Origin of the sequence: Bradyrhizobium canariense, assembly GCF_018130465.1 — a bacterium.
GTDB lineage: Bacteria > Pseudomonadota > Alphaproteobacteria > Rhizobiales > Xanthobacteraceae > Bradyrhizobium > Bradyrhizobium canariense_C.
In genome coordinates, this window is sequence record NZ_JAFCKJ010000006.1 from 263,986 (window position 1) to 282,332 (window position 18,347).

Below are 18,347 nucleotides of genomic sequence, written 5' to 3' on the forward strand. Positions count from 1 at the left end.
GAGGATTTGAGGGCTCAAAAGGGTCTGGCAATGCTGATTCGCGGCCAAATCGATGGGATTTCGGGGGAGGTGGCTCTGGCCGCCGCCACGATCCCGGCCGCGCTGCTGCCCACCCTCCTTATTGGCGGGCTTCTTCTTACTTGCCCCTGAGGGCCGGCTGGGCGCCATGCGCCTGGGCGCTCAGGGGCTGGTCGAGATCACCGGACACCTCAAGCGCCCAGAAGACTGACGGCGCAAAAGCTCAAAAGGAATTTTCTAAATGACCTCCGTGAACAAGTCCGAGAAGGACCGCGTCATCATTTTCGACACCACCCTGCGCGACGGCGAGCAGTGCCCCGGCGCCACCATGACGTTCGAGGAAAAGATCGAGATTGCCGAGATGCTCGACGATATGGGCGTCGACGTCATCGAAGCCGGCTTCCCGATCACGTCCGAAGGCGACTTCCAGGCCGTCAGCGAGATCGCCCGCCGCTCCAAGAATTCCGTGATCGCCGGCCTGTCGCGTGCCAATCCAAAGGACATCGACCGCTGCGCCGAAGCGGTGAAATTCGCCAGGCGCGGCCGGGTCCACACCGTGATCGCGACTTCGCCGCTGCACATGCGCGTCAAGCTGAACATGACGCCCGAGCAGGTGATGGAGCTCTCGATTGCCAATGTCACCCGCGCGCGCAACCAGATCGACGACGTCGAATGGTCGGCCGAGGATGCCACCCGCAGCGAGATGGACTACCTCTGCCGCATCGTCGAGGCCGTGATCAAGGCTGGTGCCACCACGGTGAACATCCCGGACACCGTCGGCTACACCACGCCCGACGAATACACCCACTTCATGCGCACTTTGATCGAGCGGGTGCCGAATTCCGACAAGGCGGTGTTTTCGGTTCACTGCCACAACGACCTCGGCATGGCGGTGGCGAACTCACTGGCCGGCATCGCCGGCGGTGCGCGCCAGATCGAATGCACCGTCAACGGCATCGGCGAGCGGGCCGGCAACGCTTCGCTCGAGGAAGTCGTGATGGCCATCAACGTCCGCAACGACGTGTTTCCGTGGTGGAACAAGATCGACACCACGCAGCTCACCCGCGCCTCGAAAGTGGTGTCGGCGGCGACGTCATTCCCGGTGCAATACAACAAGGCGATCGTCGGCCGGAACGCCTTCGCGCATGAGAGCGGCATTCACCAGGACGGCGTGCTGAAGGACGCTTCCACCTACGAGATCATGCGGCCCGAGATGGTCGGCCTGAAGCAGTCCTCGCTGGTGCTCGGCAAGCACTCCGGCCGCCATGCCTTCGTGCACAAGCTGGAAGAGATGGGCTACAAGCTCGGCCCGAACCAGCTGGAAGATGCGTTCACGCGGATGAAGGCGCTCGCCGACCGCAAGAAGGACATCTACGACGAGGACATCGAGGCGCTGGTCGACGAGGAGATGGCGGCGTCGCACGACCGCATCAAGCTGACCTCGCTGACCGTGATCGCCGGAACCCATGGCCCGCAGCGGGCGACCATGAAGCTCGACGTCGACGGCCAGATCAAGATCGAGGAGGCCGAGGGCAACGGTCCGGTGGACGCGGTGTTCAACTGCATCAAGGCGCTGGTGCCGCACGAGGCCAAGCTGGAGCTGTACCAGGTCCACGCCGTGACCGAAGGCACCGACGCGCAGGCCGAAGTCTCGGTGCGGCTGTCGCATGAGGGACGTGCGATGACGGCGCGCGCGGCGGATCCGGATACGCTGGTGGCCTCGGCAAAGGCCTATCTCGGCGCGCTGAACAAGATCGTCATGAAACGCCAGCGCGACACCGTGACGACCGCGGCGGCGAGCTGACGTTGCTGCCTTCGCCTCTCCCGCACGCGAGAGAGGCGGTGCGGCGGTGCTTGCGGCGTTCACCATGAATGGCTGCCCTGCTAACGGCCAATAGCAGGTGCAGGCGCCGACCTGTATTGATGCTGACGGCATGAAGATTGGCCGCCCGTGCGCCGGGCGGCCCAAATAACAACAGGGAGAGATCATGCGCACCTTCGCGATCGCGGCGTCCGTCGCGGCATTGGCCTTGGCGTGGGAATTGGGCCTTGCCGGCCCCGCCAGCGCCGACCCGATCATCATCAAGTTCAGCCACGTGGTGGCCACCGATACGCCGAAGGGCAAGGCGTCGGAGAAATTCAAGGAGCTCGCCGAGAAGTACACTGGCGGCAAAGTCAAGGTTGAGGTCTATCCGAACTCGACGCTTTACAAGGACAAGGAAGAGCTCGAGGCGCTTCAGCTCGGCAGCGTGCAGATGCTGGCTCCGTCCAACTCCAAGTTCGGCCCGCTCGGCATCCGCGAATTCGAGGTGTTCGATCTGCCCTACATCCTTCCCGACCTGAAGACGCTGCGGAAGGTGACGGAAGGCCCGCTCGGCCTTCGGCTGCTCAAGCTGCTGGACTCCAAGGGCATCACCGGCCTTGCCTATTGGGACAACGGCTTCAAGCAGATGAGCGCCAACAAGAAGCTGGTCTCGCCGGCCGACTATCAGGGCGTCAAGTTCCGTATCCAGTCCTCGCGCGTGCTCCAGGCGCAGTTCAAGGCGCTCAGCTCGCTGCCGCAGGTGATGGCGTTCTCGGAGGTCTACCAGGCACTGCAGACCGGCGTCGTCGACGGGCAGGAGAACACCTGGTCGAACATCTATACCCAGAAGATGCACGAGGTGCAGAAGTACATCACCCAGACCAACCACGGCTATATCGGCTACGTCGTGATCGTGAACAAGAAGTTCTGGGACGACCTGCCGGCCGACGTCCGCGACCAGCTGACCAAAGCGATGAAGGAAGCGACCGACTTCAACAATACGCAGTCGCAAAAGGAGAACGACGACGCGCTCGCCGAGATCAGGAAGAGCGGCAAGAGCGAGATCATCAAGCTCACGCCGGAGCAGGACGAGGCGATGCGCAAGGCCATGGAGGCGGTCTACAAGGACGCCGCAGGCCGCATCGGTCAACCGTTGATCGACGAGTTCCAGAAGGAAGCGAAGAGCACGACGAACTGATTTGAACGGACGATGAATGGAGGGGCTTCCGTGCCGGGCGCGGAAGCCCCTTTTGTTGCAAATGATTTCCGATTGCGACTGAATTAAAATTCCGGAGCGTTACATCTTCGAAAGAACGCGCTCCCTGTCCAAGTTGTAAGTTGCGCGTAAGCCGCACTGCGCCCATCTTCGCGACATCCTTCCAGAGGAGAGTTCGCATGAGGAAGTTCACCATCGCCGCCATCGCCGTGCTCAGCATCGCCGGCTCGGGCGCGGTCTATGCCCAATATCATCGCCCGTGGATGCACGAGCACATGCGCCACATCCGCATGAACCCGGAAGACCGCGCCGCCATGGTCGATGCGCGGATCGCCGCCGTCCATGCCGGGCTGAAGCTCAACGCCGACCAGGAGAAGCTGTGGCCGCCGGTCGAGGCCGCCGTGCGCGACTTCGCCAAGCTGCGCATCGACCGCGCCAATGCGCGGATGAATGCCGGTCCCGGCGATGCCAACAAGGATGCCGACAAGCCGGAGGATCCGATCGCCCGCCTGCGCCAGCATGCCGAGGACATGGGGGCGACGTCGGGGGCTCTGAAGAAGATCGCCGATGCCGCCGATCCGCTCTACAAGACCCTGGACGAGGGCCAGAAGCGGCGCCTCGCCGTGCTGACCCGCCACCGCGGCCCGTTCGGCGGCGGCGAAGACGGCCCGCCCCGCCACTTCATGGAACGCGGCATGGACCGCATGATGGAGCGCGGCATGGACCACTTCCACCGTGACCGTTTCGACCGCGACGGCGGCCCGGACCGGGACCGCGAGGGCCGGCTCTAAGCCTTAAGGGTTGCCCCGGATCAACCCTGGCGAAGCCGCTGGAATCCAGCGGCTTTTCGCTTTTTGGGGGATGTGGACAAACCCTCGGCAAACCGTTGGCAAACCCTTGGAAAACTTACGTACCATCGCTTGCCAGACCCGGATCGCTTTGCTAAACGACCGACCTCGCAAGGCATTGACCGCCTTTCGGGCGCATAGCTCAGTTGGTAGAGCAGCTGACTCTTAATCAGCGGGTCCCAGGTTCGAGCCCTGGTGCGCCCACCATATAAATCAAGCACTTAGCGGTTTGAGCACACGGCGAAACCAGCGCCGTTTACACCACCGTTTACAGTTTTGTTCGCGCTTCGAGCTTCAGCACCGCAGCTTCGGCGAGCTGAATATCTCGCCCGAGATAGTGCGCATCGAGAATGGCCTCGACGTCCTTCAACGAGTGACCAGTAACGGCCGCGATTTGCGGTACGCTCGCGCCTGCGATCGCAAGCCGAACCACCGCTGTGCCTCGTAAGTCATGAAAGGTCAGGCCGTCGATGCCGGCACGCTCGCAAGCCTTTCCCCAAGACGTCCGAAAGCCATCGGAGGTCCACGGGCGGCCCAGTGTGTTCGTCAGGACCAGCGGCCCCCGGCGGTGCGTAGCATCAAGTAGGGCTCTTAGGGGCGCGCCAGCGGGCATCGCAACCCTGCGACAACCTTTCGATTGCCGAAGGCGAATGTAGGGGGTCTCGTAAGCCGACCAGGGAGGCGCAGAAGGTCGCCCTCACCTGACAGCCAAGGTGCGAGACGCTGCACCAAAATTCATCCAGTCGTCGATGGATCGGTCAGCGGTGGGTGCAACTGATAGACCGGCCATCTGTCGAGCGGTTTTTCAAAGGCTGTTCGCTCATGTCGGCTAGGAAAAAGCGCGAATGGAGTTCGTCGACCACTGATAAGGTTTCATACGAAAGCTTATCAGTCTGGCTGCGACGAGGCGATCGGTGCCGGCTACCGCGGTTAGGCTGTGATAGTGAATAACTCGCCTGTCGGGGGTTCGAGTCGCTCTCCCGCTATCAAATCCAGCGTAACCCTTTGATTTCCCAGACTTGGCCGATCGATGTTTCGACGCGAGGGATGTCTCATAGATACATCCGGAAGGGGTCGCGGATCAATCCTCGCCGTGAACGATCAGCATCGGCGCGGAGAGCCGACGTGCGGGACTGCAATTTGCGAAAGTGTTGCGGGTTGAGGGGGGGCGAATCCCTCCCTCTCCGCCACTTTATCCCACCATTTCGTATCTTGAGACGCGCCCGAAAGTCGCCGTTTTAGTGTCGTTTTCCGCCTTGAAGAATGCCCGCCAATCGACCCTCTTGAGAGGTCGGTTACCGGTCAAGCCTTTTCATCGTGCTCCTGTTTTGCTCGACGTGTCAAACGACGCGCGAGCCCATCCGAAGTCGCCGACGCTGCGGTGACCACCTATCTCTGCGGACCTCCGAAAGTGTGACCGGAACCGGGCGGCTCGCCGCGCAACGCGCTCCGGTGTCGAGTCTGAGCCACCCCTACCCAGAGTAATCCGCTCTCGAAATTTCACCCGTCGCTTCAGATAGTTCTCCGGCTGCAGCGCACCTCGCACCCGCAGCCGCCGTCTACTGTGCATGGGGTTGTTTTCGACTTTTGTCGTTCGGCCGCGGATTGCGCATTCGCCGGAGCGCCGAATCGCATCGCGACCGCAGCCGCGAAGCCTGCAGATCCGCCCCGGGTTCATTGAACGCCGTCGCCCTTCGCCGCGACCAAGAGGCGCATCCTGCGGTCGAAACCTCTGTTGGAGGAGCCCATGGCACCGTCCTACAAACCTGTCCCGCTCGTCGGCGCGGCATTCAGCTCAAATTCCAGGACCGGCGGCAGCGTTCCGGCCGCGTTCGACACCTTCCTCTACCAGCCGACTGGCGGCTTCAAACACGTCAAGCTCACGATCAAGCTCAAGATCAGCCTCAAACAGGTGAGGGGATTTCTGCCGGTCCAGCTGGACGCCGACAACAAGCCGTTCCTCACGACGCCGTGGACCGACGCCCAGTGGTCTGCGTTCGTCAACAGCGCGTCGGCGCAGGCCAACCTATGGAATAACAGGTTCTGGCTCGTTCCGCCGCCCGCCTTTTCGGGGCTCGACGAGGTCTACCAAAAGGATCCGTTCTTCAACAAGTTTCCGAACAAGATCTTTCGGCCGAACCTGCTGTGTGCACTAGAGGTCGACTTCTCGCCCGCAAGCGGTGCCCACAGGACCATCGAGGTCACCAACCTCAACGCCGCCTTTATCACCGCAACCGGCAGGGTGCCCGATCCCGGGGTATTTCGCTCCCACGCGTTTCTTTACGACTCGTTCGACGCGACCCCATGGGCGTTCCCTCTCGGCCACGCCCCCGGCATGCCGGCAAGCCACCCCGTGATTGCTCACGAGATCGGCCATGCCATCGGGCTCGACCACATCGGTGTGCTGACGAAGGCGCCGATCTGTCAGCTGGCCGCGAATCTCAACACGGCAAATGTCGACCGCTATCTGCCCGCGGGAAGCCCGCTCGCGGGCGGCACGAACGCGCTGGTCTGCTATGGCTCAACGAACGCGGCACTCGCGGGCAACATCATGGGCGCCGGCCAGGCATTCTCGAGCGACAACGCGAGGCCCTGGCTGTGGGCCCTGTACACGCTGCTGGACAAGCTGCTCGACAAGCCCGAGCCGATCACAGAAAAGGCCAAGTGGAGGGTGGTCATGACAGATCCAGGGCCCGGCCGCTGGATCGATAACGGCTTGGACATCATCACGTCGGATCCCGGCCCCGTGCGAGTCTCCGCCAATGATGACTCGCTGATCAGGATCAGCGGCGACGTTTTGTTCGATACCGACAAATCGAACATCAAGCCGGAGGCCAACGCGGCGCTGGAGAAGGCCGCAGCGGATATCAAGGCGAGAATCGGCCCGCGCCTGAGATATGTCCTCATCAACGGGCACACCGACGCGAGAGGTTCGGCAGACTACAACCAGCGCCTGTCGGAAGCGCGCGCCAAGGCGGCCGCCGATTGGTTCGTCACGCGCAAATATCTCGAGCGCGCCAAGATCCGGACGCAGGGTTTCGGCAAGACCCAGCCCCTTTCGCCGAACACGGATGAGCCGGGCCGAGCCAAGAACCGGCGGGTCGAGCTTCACATCGTGAACAGCTGACGCGCTGATGCGCGGACTGTTAATCGTCGATCGGAGTTCGAAATCGTGGAGAGGAGTTCCACTCTCTCCGCAACTGACGCCTGCGCAGGGACGGGGCCAGTGTCAATCGGCTTGCAGATTTGACCCCTCATCGGCGTCCAATTTTGACCCCTTTGCGCGGCGGGGTTTGCTGGTAGCGCTCGTCTCGTCGGAGCTGGCCGGGATAGCGGAGGCGAGACGAGCGCGGGTGGCGTGATCGTCGTCTCGGCTTTTGAACCGCCAGCTATCGTTGCCGGTCTCGACGATGTCGCAGTGATGGGTCAACCGGTCGAGCAGCGCCGATGGACAAGGGTCTCGTCGGCACGCTGCTGCGGCGTACGAAGTGCGGACTGGTCACGCGCCAGTTGTCACTATGCAGTTGATCACAGACTGGTAATCACTTTGCTCCTGTAAGCGAATGAATTCTTTGATTGCACGATAACACGTCGGCATCGACGCGCTTCCACTCATGCTTTGGTTCGCCCAACGATCCAACGACATGCGTCTTCACAATTTCTGCGTTCGCCGCGCGCAGGATGCCGATGGAAGGCGAAGCCGCTTCAAACAGATACTTGTGGAAGCTGATCACGAAAGTGTCGCTTCTGGGTAACCCGTTGCCATACGGGAGAGTATCCACAATCTCGCACAGTCTTTATTTTATTATAGAGCCACTGCGAATCGATCAACGCTTTCCCAATCCCTCTTCCATCAACGCCAAGCGGAGCAACCCACTCGGGGCCCGGGGCTATGTCGGACCAAAAGATCACGCGATCATCACGGCGGTTCTCCATCGCCTTCAGCATGCAGAGGAATCGTTCCTTTTGTGGATCGTTCGAATGCTCCACCTCGTACTGGAGCTTCTTGAGTTTGTCGGGCCAGGGTATGAGTGCAGGTGGGGCGGAGGCGGCACAGCGGGAAGATAGATTTTGCGCGGCTTCGGGTCAGCCCCGACAAACGCGTAGTTGCGCCCCCCGTCAATGCTGTGGCGGCAACCCACGAGTTCTCGCAAATACCAATTCACCTCCTCAGGAACGTGCGTTTGGAAATTGAACTGGATTAACGCCCACGCATCGATGTGCTCTCGCGACGCGATTTTCCACCAGTCGTCCGTATCTAAGACCGGATATTCGCGCCCGCCTTTAGGCGGCCACAAGCCGCGTTTCTGCACTGGATTAAGAGGAACTTTGATATTGACCGTTTGACGCCTCCCGCACGGTCCGAACCGTCGCGCGACGCAGCGGCCACGGTAGCGAATGAAATGAAGTTTCGCCGGACACATCGGAATGGCAACACATCGGCGACGCGCCAAGTATGACCTATCTCACATTTGTTCGGGCGCCAGCCACTCGCGGACAATGCCACATGGAGAGCTCATGCATATCGGAGACACCGAAAGGATCATCCGTCAGCATCGGAACAATAGCTCGATGCTGCTCATCGCCAAGGAATGACTTTTGCGTGCACCTCACCTTTGAACTTCCCCGACCGCTCACGTCACTACAGTCATAGCCGTGGTGGGAGCCGACGCTCCCTCCAGTCCTTAGCTGGGCAGGCCACGCCAGCAACGGGAAAAATTGCCATGGGGGCGCGCGCCGCAGTCACCGCCGCAATACACACCGCCGGGCCCGGTGGAATAGATGCCGAATATGGCGGCGCCGCAATTGCAGTGCTCGGCGCTTGCTAAGGTTCACAGCGCCGCCATCTTTTCCTACCTGGCCAATGAAGTCGCGACGTCCCGCACCGAGGTCGGCCATCTCGGTGTGGACGTCAGTCTGGTTCCGCCGGCGGGCATCTGCCAATATCTCATTATCTGGGATTTCGGCGTCGACTGGCGGCATCTCAAGAACATCGCCAGGCGCGATCCGCTGTTGGCAGCGCAACTCATCCGATTCGAGACCGACAAGTCGCTACAGTTCCAGATCGTCGGATATAGCGACAGCACCGGCGGCCAACGGAACGACATTTTCCTGCGCACGGGCCGGGCCAAGAACGTCTTTCACCTATTCGGCCCAAGCGCCCGCTCGCGCGTCTTCTCCGTCAAGCCCGCTTCGCACTACGAGTATCTGCAGGACAACACGACCGCGATGAACAGGGCCGCCAATCGCGCCGTTGTCGTTGAAATCTTCGCCGGCGCCGGGACGATCTAACTATCTTCCACAATGCGAACGGAGGTCGGGTGGCTCCTGTTAGTGCAGTACAGTATTTCAGTGCTTGACGCTCACGCCCGGGTTGAGATGCTGCTCTTGGCCCTTCGCGACCGTCTGGGCGGTGCTCGGCCATCTCCGAAGTTGCTGCCGACGCCGAAACCGGCGCATTGACCCAAAGGTGCTATTCAACGTCTAGCGTGATGTCCGGCTTCTGTCCGTTCTTCGGATGCTAACCGGGGAAGTCGCGGAACTCCTTGACGAGATTAAACGGAATTTTCCACCCGGCGCCTCCGTCGCGCATCAGCATCTTGATGTCCTCCGTCCTGTTTTCTTTTCCGGTTTTTGGATCGGTCTCCAGTGTGTGGCCGTTGCTGTCCCAAGGTTTGGTCGCGCTCTTCGAGTAGTAGCCGAGAAAATGCCCGGCTTCATGGGCAGACGTGTTAGGCCCGCGTTGCGAGCTGATAAAGGCAAGGTCCAACGATCGAGCAAATGAGCCATTGGGGAAGGAGCCATTGGACAGAAGCTTGTCGACACAGAAAATGGTTAAGTGGGCGCCCCGGACTTTGTGTTTGGCGAAGAAGCCCTTCAGTTTTTCGACATCGATCATATCGGGAAAGGTCGCCAGGCTCGCATCCTTCATGCCAGTCGCGTTGGCGAGCTCCTGTTTGACGGCAGCCTGCGCGTCGTCGATGAAGAGCCAGTCGCTTGGCACTCGCTCGAAGCGGATGTTGGCCTGCGGCTTCCATATATTGTTCATCGTCAGCAATTCATCTTGCTCGCTGCAAGGCTTCTTGGCGTGAAACATCGGAGCGCCGCCACTGCCCGGAACCATGACATTGCGGAACGCCACCTTGATCTTGATTTCCGGCAGCACGACGACATGGAGCTTGGCTTCGATCTTCCGGTCGGCCGACCGGGCCACCACCTCCAGACCGGGAAAGCCAATCGGCTTAATCCGGCCATTGATTTCGAAAAACCGTGCATCGCCATTGAATGTGGCGGGAAGTGACGCCGCCCTGAGCTGCGGATCGATATCGGGTGCGGAGAATGCATCTCTGGCCTGCATGACGCGTCTAAGGGTATCGGCGCCATCGATCTCCTTGATTGCGAGGGCATGGGCGTTAGGATCGACTTTGAGCTTTCTTCCGGGATCGATCAGGGCCACGATGTTGGAGCCGCCGAACGGCACCACCACGCCTGGCGGGCTGCGGCGCTCATCGATGCCGGAGCGGCGGAAAACCTCCTGGAAAGCGGCCATGTCCGGTTCTCCTGTTCTAGTTCGGCGCGTCAACGCGAAGTTTTGCGCGCGGGCGGTTTGAATCAAAGCGCCGGCTCGGCCGAAAGTGTATGGTGTCGGGTCCGTCTGGGTCGTCAGGCCCGACAGGACGAGCTACAGCACGAAGGAGGTGCGAAAATCGGCTAACCAGCTCGTTTTCACTTACCTTTGCATACCCTCAAGGCCCTGCGGGCGCTCGTGGCTTCGAAACCGGCAAGAGGAATCCCACCTTGCCGGGTCCCGCCGATAACCGTTGAGTCCTATTGTGAAAATATCTTGTCCACAGCACCCAGATCGCGCTTCACGTGGTCAGCCTCGCGCCTCGGCACGAATTGGTCGCATCCGAACTGGGACGGGTTCAAATGCCGGAATGTTCAATGAAGTTGCCGGTGGTCCAGCTCAATTCTGGTCAGAGTCACACGTCAACGGTACCTGGGCTAAGGCGGTTTGAACCTGCCGACCGGAAACTCCGATCACCGTCCTAGTCGCCGTCCTTCTCGCGAACGACTCGAAATCCATTCGCCTGATAGCGAACATTGAAATCATATCTAAACCGTGCGGCTGAGCGCAGATATTTAGGGTCATTATTAAACGAGCCGCCCCGAAGCACCCGCTCGGGACAACCCGGTTTGACCGAAGCGGATCCATCAGTGGGCGTCCCTCGATAGCCCTCGGTCCAGCAATCCTCGACCCACTCTGCGGCATTGCCGGCCATGTCATAAATATCGAACGCATTTGGTTTGAATGATCCAACCTGCATGGTGGCATGGTGCGGTTCACTGGTGCAGCCCGCACAATTTGCGCGGTCCTTCTCCACTGACCGGCCCCAAGAGTAGGGTGAATTGGTGCCGCCTCGGGCGGCGTACTCCCATTCACTTTCCGTTGGCAGTCGGTAGGTCTTCCCGGTCTTTTGCGACAGCCATGCGGCATAGGTTTTTGCGTCGTTCCAATCGACATCAGTGACGGGACGGCGGCCGCGTCCCGCTCCGGCATCGGCCGGCCGATAGGTGCAGCCTCTGTCCATGACACAGGCGTCCCACTCATCGTATGTGACTTCGTACTTACCGATGTAGAACGGCTTGCGGATCGACACCTGATGCACAGGGCCTTCAAAAGGGAAGACCTCAGTCGAACCCATGTTGAAATTGCCTGAAGGTATCAGCACCATTTCCGGGCATTGGGAACAGTCACGAATTGTAGACCTCGGTGGCGGCGAGACCGGCGGCGCGGGCGTGTTGGTCACAGTCGGTGTTTGCGGCTTTGCCGGGCTGGCTACCGCGCCAAGGCGTTGCAGGCCTGACCGCGCCTCGGAGGCATACGGACCGTTCGGATAGGCATCGAGATAGGCCTGAAAATCGGCCGCGTTGTTGCTGCTCTTGATCGTATCCCAGAAACCTTGTTCCACCGTATCCGGTGGGTTGCCCAATCTCGCGACCGCGCGCGACGCCGTGTCTGTTGGTTCGTTGCGGCCTGTAACGACAAAGTCAGCGGCCTCGAGCGACGCTTCCCAGGGAAGTTGCTTGTTGCGGCTTCCCTTCGCGACCGCAGCCCGGGTTTGGCCAAATGCTTCCTTGAAGGTTCGACCGGGGGGCTTGGCGGCTTTCACGAACTCGTCAGCAAACAGACTGAGCGCTCCCTTTTGATCCTCCACGACCTGCCCGGGGAGTGCGGGGTAAGCTTGAGTGATGCCCTGGATAGGACTGACGTTGGCGAGCCCAATTGCCTTGACCGATGTTTTTTGCTGCCATGGATTTCTCCTCGCCGCATCAAGGATGACGGCTGAACCTCTGGGCCGGGCAACGATCAGCGGATCGAGAATGAGATCGCCATCCACGGCATTGGAGTGAATATCGCGGTCCGATGCAATGGTACCGTCGATCGGGATGAGGAAATTGCGGCCTTCATACTGGATGGCATGACCGGCGAAGTAGACGACGGCGGTGGCACCGCGTTCCAGTTTTTGGCTGAATTGTTGGATTGCCGCATCCATATCGGCATGTCGCGCATCCTGAGCATAAACCACGTCAAAACCACCAGCCTTCAAAAGCTCAGCGATCGCTTTCGCGTCCGAAACCGCCGTACGGACAGGCGACTGCGGATAAGATCCATTTCCGATAACGAGAGCGACCCTCTTGTCGGCCTGCGCAGCACTCGCGTTCTGGCCCCGGGCGGCCGAAAGAAAAAAGAGCTGTGGGATGAACGCGCCAGCCGCAAAGGCGCAAATAACAACGAGCACCTTTAAAGTGCGGCCCATGCCTGACAGTTTCATCGCTTCATCAGCCCTGGACCTGGATCAACGCAAAATGCCCCAGACTTGGATCAGCGCAAAAAACTCCGGTTCATATGCGGTCTGCTCAGCCTGAAGCAAACGAACGGGCGCAGTGTGCAAATATGTTGGTGAGGCTAACACGCTGGCTGAATGGAAACAAGAAGTTGCGAGATTCGGCGATTGCACCTAGTCTCAGATTATCGGTGCCGCTCGGCAAGCCATTTGGCGGAACTCCGTTCGTGAAATTCGTTTGCACACTTTGCTTGATTGCTTGTTCCATGTGCCTGTCTCTGCTTCTTTCGCCAGAGGCGCGCGCTGACGGGCGTGTCGCGCTGGTCATAGGCAATGCGGCATATGCCAATGCCACATTGCTCCGCAACAGCCGCAACGATGCTGACGACATATCCGATCAATTGCGTCGCCTCGGGTTCGAGGTCATCGACGGTCGCGATCTCGATGGCCGCGGGATGCGCGCTGCATTGGCGCGTTTTGCGCAGAAGCTGCGGGGCACTGATGCTGCGTTGTTCTATTATTCTGGCCATGGGCTTCAGATTGAAGGTCAGAACTACCTTGTCCCTGTCGATGCCCAAGTCGATCCCGATTCAATCGTGACATTCGATTTGGTGAAGCTTGACGACGTTGTCGAAGCGCTCGGATATAGCTCTGGAACGCGACTTATGGTTCTGGATGCCTGCCGGACCAATCCGTTTGCGAAAGCTATTGCCCAACGCAGCGGCAATCGCGGCGGGGAAATCACCCGAGGGCTTGCCCGGATCGACCGGACCCAGGGCATGCTGATCGCCTATGCGACCCAGGCCAACGCTGTGGCGGCTGACGGTACCGGCCGCAACAGTCCGTTTACAAACGCGCTGGTTCGCGAGATGCAGGAACCAGGGATCGAGGTCGGCGCGCTATTCCGGCATGTCGCCGTCAGTGTTAACCGTGAGACGCGCGGGCAACAAACACCGGAGCTCTCGGTCTCCCTGCTGGGGGATTTCTATTTGAATCCCCAAGAGAGCGATCTGGACGCATGGAAGAAGATGGGGCCGCTGTCTTTCGCGAGCGTTGCGACGTTGAAGGCATTCATCACGAAGTTTCCGTCGAGCAGTCTTGTCGACGCGGCCCGCGCCCGGATCGACACCATCGAGAATGCCAACGAGCGTGACCGACTGGTCAACGAATACAATGAGAAGGAGCGGCAGCTTCGGGTTGATCTTGAGCAGGCCGAAGCTGGCTTCCGAAAAGCCAGCGCGGAATTGGCCCAATTGCGTGAGCGCAACGAGGTCAGGCAAGCCGACGAGGAAAAGCGATTGAGTTCGAGCGCTCCCGCGCAACCGTCCACGCCTTCGCCTCCCGAACCTGGCGCCGAGGAAAAAGATCGGCGTGATCAGCTCGCGAATGAAGTGGCGGCACTCGAGGCAAACAGGGTCAGATTGGCCGAGCAACGCGCCACGCTGGAGCGCGCGATGACGGAGAAACTGTCAAAGGCGCAATCCGATCGTGAGCGCGCCGAGCAGCGCCTTGCGATCGAGACTGCCCGGCTGCCGTCGGTCGCGGCTGACTCGCGGGCAGCCCCTGCACCGACTCGGCAGAAATCGACGCCCCGTTGCCAGGAGATTAATGCACGCGCGCAACTGGGTGACATATCGGAATCCGATCGCATTGCCCTTCACCAATGTCGCTAGTTGATTTGAATCAAGGTTGAGCAGACATGATTGACCGCGCTCCAATCGTCACCTGCTTCGCGATCGGCTTCCTGATGACGTCCATCCAGGCTTGCTATGCGCAGGCGACCCCGTCAACGCCTTCGCCGCCACAAGCCTCTTCGGCTCCGCCGCCACCGCCCACGCCGATCCCTTTCGACGACGCTCTGTTGCGGGCCGCCAACGATCTCTTTTCCAAGGCTACGGTGCCCGCGGGGTCGGACAAGGTCGAACTCGTCATCGATCCGTTGATTGACGCTGCGACCGGCGCGCAATCAGCTACAACCCGCCTGATGCAGGAGCGCATCAAGGACCTCGTAGCCAAGTCATATCCCCGTTTCGCCGTGTTGCCATTTTCCAGCGAGGCCCTGAGCCGCGCTCCTGTTGTCCTGATCGGGACCTTTACAGCGATAAACAATGCCGGTGCGCCTGACGGTGCTCGAGACGCCTATAGGATCTGTCTTGCATTGGCAGACCTTCGCAGCAAGAGCATCGTATCGAAGGGCGTTGCGAGGGCAAAACCCGATGGCGTTAAAGCCGACCCCACGCCGGCATTCGCCGACGCTCCGATCTGGAGCAATGATCCGGCGATTGCCGTCTACATCAAGACCTGCCAGGGGACGAAGCCGGGCGACCCGATCGATCCCCTATATGTCGAGAGGGTCGCCACGTCGGCATTTGTGAGCGACGCAATCCTCGAATACGACGACAAACGCTATCGAGAGGCCCTGGCGTTCTACCGGACGGCCCGGCAAATGTCGGGCGGCGACCAACTTCGTGTTCATTCTGGTATTTATCTGTCCAGCTGGAAGCTTAATCGCCGGACCGATGCCACCGAGGCATTTGGCAGTCTCGTCAAGTATGGCCTGACGGTCAATAAGTTGTCCGTACGGCTTCTGTTCAAGCCGGGCACGACGCAGTTCCTCGACGACCAGAATATCACCGGTCCATACCCGATGTGGCTAAGTCAGATCGCGTCGCAGGCGATGCAGAACGATTCCTGCATCGATGTCGTTGGGCACACATCAAATACCGGACCGGCGCAAATCAATGAACGCCTGTCGGTGCTAAGGGCGCAGTTCATCAAGGATCTTCTGCAGAGTGCTTCTCCCAGCCTGGCTGACCGGCTGAAGGCGGTCGGCGTCGGATCTCGAGAATCGATCGTCGGGACGGGCCGCGATGACGCGAGCGATGCGATCGACCGCCGCGTCGATTTCAACGTACGCCGATGCTGAATGCGCATTGAAGTCTCGACGCTGCCGCGCACTCTCTACTTTTGTCTTGTTTGGCCACGTTCGTTTTCCTTCAATCCAGAGCGCACCGCGCTCCAAATTATAGGCCTTAGGGGTCTCTCATGGTATCGAAAGCCTTGGTCGCAATGACGACGTCCCTCCTGATTTTAGCGGGAGCGTTCGGCTCAGCGCATGCACAGCCAAAGCCCGCCGGCGGTCCTACAACCTCGCCTGCTGGTGCTGCGGTCTATTTCGTGGACATCAAGGACGGGCAGACCGTCCCGACGAAATTCACCGTTCATTTTGGTTTGAAGGGAATGGGCGTAGCGCCGGCCGGATCCGACAAGGGAAACTCCGGTCACCATCATCTCTTGATTGATGCCGAGCTGCCGCCGATGGACAGTCCCATTCCGAGCGACTTCAATCATCTGCATTTCGGTGCAGGTCAGACCGAAGCCGAAGTTACGCTCACGCCGGGAGACCACACGCTACAGCTGCTGTTGGGCGACAAGAATCATGTGCCGACGTCACCGCCGCTGTTCTCTGATCGCATCCATGTTCACGTCGTCGATCAGGCTGCAGCCCCGTCGGCCCAGGCCACGCCGCATTCGGGACGTCACCCGTCGCCCTCCGGAGCGAAGGTCTATTTTGTCTATCCCGTGGACGGGGCGTACGTCACGCCAACGCCTGTTGTCCGTTTCGGCCTGGTCGGCATGGGCGTTGCTCCCGCCGGCTTCGAAAAGGCGAATACGGGGCACCACCATTTGCTGATCGATACCAACCTGCCGCCATTTGATCAGCCAATCCCCAATGATTTCAACCATCTTCATTTTGGCGCGGGTCAAACCGAAGCCAAAATCAATCTGCCGCTGGGTCGTCACACGCTGCAGCTGATCCTGGCCGACGAAAATCACATACCACACGATCCCCCGGTTTTTTCGCAGCTTGTCAATGTTGTGGTGACCGCCAACGGTCGCAAGCCGCCGACGCGGAAACATCACCGAACATCGCACTATCATTAGGCACGAGACGGATGCACGCGAACGCGCGCAGCCCCACGGCAGTGGTCTCGCGTCTCGCTTTGAGTTGAGATCGATCGCCTCAGGCGACCAACAGGCCCAGCTTGCCGACCATCGCAAGCGAGCGTTCAACGCTCTCTCGAGTTGAAAGCAGCAGCGGCTCTACTGGCTTTCCGTCCTTGTCCTTTTGTTCGATCCGGATGCTGGAGCCAAATGCTTCGGTCACCTCGGCCGTGATCTGGTCGATCGTGTGAAGGCCGTCGAGCAATTGCAGGAAATGCCGGGTTCGATCGTCCTCCAACTGCACTGTTTGGTGGAGCAGGTTGGTGACGTGCGGACTTGTCTGCGACTGTTTGCGGGCCAGTAAGCTCGCTTGCGGCCGGTCGGTAATTTCCTTCAGCAGGAAGGGCGGTGATACCAGGAAGGAGACCTCGCCGCTGCAGCACAGGATGTACATCGCATCCGTCAGGACCCGTTCGTCATCGTCGGCGTGACGGCCATCCAGCAGCGCGCGCGCACCGTGCAGCAACTCGCCGAATGACAAGGCGCGCGGCCACGCCCGGCCGAGGCACAGATGCGCTGCCTTCAGGAGGGGATTGGTCACTGTAATCCTGCTGCCGTTCTGGATCTCGAATTCCATTGCAGAATCGTCTGTCACACAGGCTTCGGGATCGACGGCGCTGGTCGTGCTCAAGAGGTGGTACCGCCTGACGAAATCTGTGTCGATCTGCCGGTCGAGGGAAACATTGTCGTGGCAAAACAAGGTGCGCCGGAAGCCGTTGCCGTCGATGAAATCCTGATACTGGTCGCGTGCCATGAACTCGCTTTCCGGGAAACGCTGCAGCGTGGCACGGACCTCCTCGGAATAGCCGGCGAGATAGCGGCGCGAAAAATCGGAATCGCCCAGATACTGCAGGCCACGCTGGGCGGCATCCTCTGCGACTTCGTGCAACAGGAAGGCGGTCGCGCCATCGTCGAGATCGTCGTGAAACAACAATTCGTCGGGAGACTTGAGAACGCGGTTGTACTGATCCCGCATGATCGCGCCGTGAACCGTGTTGGCCTTCGAGCCTTCGCTCAGGAACTTCAGGATCGCGCGAGCCTGTCCGACCTTCTCCTTCATGCCGGTGAGGCGGCGGGTGTGATACCGCATCATGTCGCGGGCCATGTCGCGGAGGTGCGAGAATGGATGCGCATTGTAACTGACGTAGCAGATCCCGCGCGGCGACAGGTTCTGCTTGAAGATCGTCATCATCTTCTCACGCACGGGCGGTGGCACCCATGAGTACACGCCGTGCGCGATGATGTAATCGAACTGTCCGAAGCTTGGATCGACATTCATGATGTCGCAATGGAGGAGCTTGATGTTGTTCAGGCCCAGTGTCGCGATATTTTTCTGGCCGCGCTCGATCGTCACACCGCTCAGGTCGACACCGACGAACTCGCTGTCCGGATATTGAAAGGCCATTGGCAAAAGATTGCCGCCGACGCCGCAGCCGAGTTCCAGTACTCGGCAGCACTCGACCGGAGCAGGTTGCATGCCGTAGATGGTGGCAATCGTTGCAAGATGGTTGGGGTGGGTGAGCCCGTAGACGTGGCCGGGATAGTAGACCTCGTCGTACCGTGTTGGGCCGGTCGTCGAAGGGCGATGCTCAGTGTGAACATTCATC

The 18,347-nt window shown here is 60.1% G+C and carries 13 protein-coding genes, 1 tRNA gene and 1 pseudogene; 9 read left to right on the plus strand and 6 right to left on the minus strand.

Features of this window, described 5'->3' with window-relative positions; translation table 11 throughout:
- The first annotated feature begins 259 nt into the window (after positions 1 to 259).
- The 4 genes from JQ591_RS18700 (at position 260) to JQ591_RS18715 (ending at position 4,093) form a co-directional block, all read left to right on the plus strand.
- On the plus strand, positions 260 to 1,822 hold the full coding sequence (locus JQ591_RS18700; RefSeq protein ID WP_211397479.1) for a 2-isopropylmalate synthase: 1,563 nt from the start codon (positions 260 to 262) through the stop codon (positions 1,820 to 1,822).
- Positions 1,823 to 2,006: 184 nt separating this feature from the next.
- Positions 2,007 to 3,020: a TRAP transporter substrate-binding protein gene (locus JQ591_RS18705; RefSeq protein ID WP_211397480.1), complete on the plus strand. Its 1,014-nt coding sequence runs from the start codon at positions 2,007 to 2,009 to the stop codon at positions 3,018 to 3,020.
- Positions 3,021 to 3,217: 197 nt separating this feature from the next.
- Complete coding sequence (locus JQ591_RS18710; protein WP_211397481.1) at positions 3,218 to 3,829, plus strand: Spy/CpxP family protein refolding chaperone; 612 nt, start codon at positions 3,218 to 3,220, stop codon at positions 3,827 to 3,829.
- Between the two features lie 188 nt (positions 3,830 to 4,017).
- Positions 4,018 to 4,093: transfer RNA gene (locus tag JQ591_RS18715), tRNA-Lys, on the plus strand.
- A 61-nt stretch (positions 4,094 to 4,154) separates the two neighbouring features.
- Here the strand turns inward: JQ591_RS18715 and JQ591_RS18720 are convergent.
- On the minus strand, positions 4,155 to 4,499 hold the full coding sequence (locus tag JQ591_RS18720; protein WP_249137215.1) for a tyrosine-type recombinase/integrase: 345 nt from the start codon (positions 4,497 to 4,499) through the stop codon (positions 4,155 to 4,157).
- A 1,134-nt stretch (positions 4,500 to 5,633) separates the two neighbouring features.
- Between JQ591_RS18720 and JQ591_RS18725 the strand changes: the two genes are divergently transcribed.
- Complete coding sequence (locus JQ591_RS18725; protein ID WP_211397482.1) at positions 5,634 to 7,013, plus strand: OmpA family protein; 1,380 nt, start codon at positions 5,634 to 5,636, stop codon at positions 7,011 to 7,013.
- 102 nt (positions 7,014 to 7,115) lie between these two features.
- Here the strand turns inward: JQ591_RS18725 and JQ591_RS18730 are convergent.
- Positions 7,116 to 7,334, minus strand: a pseudogene (locus JQ591_RS18730) (ATP-binding protein); the annotation flags it as partial.
- A 94-nt stretch (positions 7,335 to 7,428) separates the two neighbouring features.
- A complete protein-coding gene (locus JQ591_RS18735) occupies positions 7,429 to 7,620 on the minus strand; it encodes a hypothetical protein (protein ID WP_211397483.1) in 192 nt (63 codons plus the stop codon).
- 1,048 nt (positions 7,621 to 8,668) lie between these two features.
- On the opposite strand from JQ591_RS18735, the gene JQ591_RS18740 reads away from it, so the two are divergent.
- Positions 8,669 to 9,178, plus strand: a complete 510-nt coding sequence (locus JQ591_RS18740) for a hypothetical protein (RefSeq protein WP_211397484.1) — start codon at positions 8,669 to 8,671, stop codon at positions 9,176 to 9,178.
- A 229-nt stretch (positions 9,179 to 9,407) separates the two neighbouring features.
- On the opposite strand, the gene JQ591_RS18745 is transcribed toward JQ591_RS18740, so the two are convergent.
- Together JQ591_RS18745 and JQ591_RS18750 are read right to left on the minus strand one after the other, a co-directional pair.
- The gene (locus tag JQ591_RS18745) at positions 9,408 to 10,436 is read right to left on the minus strand and encodes a hypothetical protein (protein ID WP_211397485.1); all 1,029 of its coding nucleotides are present in this window, start codon (positions 10,434 to 10,436) and stop codon (positions 9,408 to 9,410) included.
- 499 nt (positions 10,437 to 10,935) lie between these two features.
- Positions 10,936 to 12,723 (minus strand): SUMF1/EgtB/PvdO family nonheme iron enzyme, encoded by a 1,788-nt coding sequence (locus JQ591_RS18750; RefSeq protein ID WP_211397486.1) that lies wholly within the window; start codon positions 12,721 to 12,723, stop codon positions 10,936 to 10,938.
- 203 nt (positions 12,724 to 12,926) lie between these two features.
- On the opposite strand from JQ591_RS18750, the gene JQ591_RS18755 reads away from it, so the two are divergent.
- The 3 genes from JQ591_RS18755 to JQ591_RS18765 all read left to right on the plus strand — a co-directional run bounded on the left by JQ591_RS18755 (position 12,927) and on the right by JQ591_RS18765 (position 16,680).
- Entirely contained in the window at positions 12,927 to 14,408 is a 1,482-nt protein-coding gene (locus JQ591_RS18755; RefSeq protein ID WP_211397487.1) for a caspase family protein, read from the plus strand.
- 26 nt (positions 14,409 to 14,434) lie between these two features.
- Positions 14,435 to 15,661, plus strand: coding sequence for an OmpA family protein (locus JQ591_RS18760; protein WP_249137217.1), 1,227 nt, complete (start codon positions 14,435 to 14,437; stop codon positions 15,659 to 15,661).
- 119 nt (positions 15,662 to 15,780) lie between these two features.
- Positions 15,781 to 16,680, plus strand: a complete 900-nt coding sequence (locus tag JQ591_RS18765; RefSeq protein WP_249137218.1) for a DUF4399 domain-containing protein — start codon at positions 15,781 to 15,783, stop codon at positions 16,678 to 16,680.
- A 79-nt stretch (positions 16,681 to 16,759) separates the two neighbouring features.
- On the opposite strand, the gene JQ591_RS18770 is transcribed toward JQ591_RS18765, so the two are convergent.
- Positions 16,760 to 18,346, minus strand: coding sequence for a class I SAM-dependent methyltransferase (locus JQ591_RS18770; protein WP_211397571.1), 1,587 nt, complete (start codon positions 18,344 to 18,346; stop codon positions 16,760 to 16,762).
- Position 18,347: the final 1 nt, after the last annotated feature.

Excerpts from the sequence above, each read along its gene's own strand:
- JQ591_RS18700 (WP_211397479.1), top strand. The coding sequence starts at position 260 with ATGACCTCCGTGAACAAGTCCGAGAAGGACCGCGTCATCATTTTCGAC.
- JQ591_RS18705 (WP_211397480.1), top strand. The coding sequence starts at position 2,007 with ATGCGCACCTTCGCGATCGCGGCGTCCGTCGCGGCATTGGCCTTGGCG.
- JQ591_RS18710 (WP_211397481.1), top strand. The coding sequence starts at position 3,218 with ATGAGGAAGTTCACCATCGCCGCCATCGCCGTGCTCAGCATCGCCGGC.
- JQ591_RS18720 (WP_249137215.1), bottom strand. The coding sequence starts at position 4,499 with ATGCCCGCTGGCGCGCCCCTAAGAGCCCTACTTGATGCTACGCACCGC.
- JQ591_RS18725 (WP_211397482.1), top strand. The coding sequence starts at position 5,634 with ATGGCACCGTCCTACAAACCTGTCCCGCTCGTCGGCGCGGCATTCAGC.
- JQ591_RS18740 (WP_211397484.1), top strand. The coding sequence starts at position 8,669 with ATGCCGAATATGGCGGCGCCGCAATTGCAGTGCTCGGCGCTTGCTAAG.
- JQ591_RS18745 (WP_211397485.1), bottom strand. The coding sequence starts at position 10,436 with ATGGCCGCTTTCCAGGAGGTTTTCCGCCGCTCCGGCATCGATGAGCGC.
- JQ591_RS18750 (WP_211397486.1), bottom strand. The coding sequence starts at position 12,723 with ATGAAACTGTCAGGCATGGGCCGCACTTTAAAGGTGCTCGTTGTTATT.
- JQ591_RS18760 (WP_249137217.1), top strand. The coding sequence starts at position 14,435 with ATGATTGACCGCGCTCCAATCGTCACCTGCTTCGCGATCGGCTTCCTG.
- JQ591_RS18765 (WP_249137218.1), top strand. The coding sequence starts at position 15,781 with ATGGTATCGAAAGCCTTGGTCGCAATGACGACGTCCCTCCTGATTTTA.
- JQ591_RS18770 (WP_211397571.1), bottom strand. The coding sequence starts at position 18,346 with ATGAATGTTCACACTGAGCATCGCCCTTCGACGACCGGCCCAACACGG.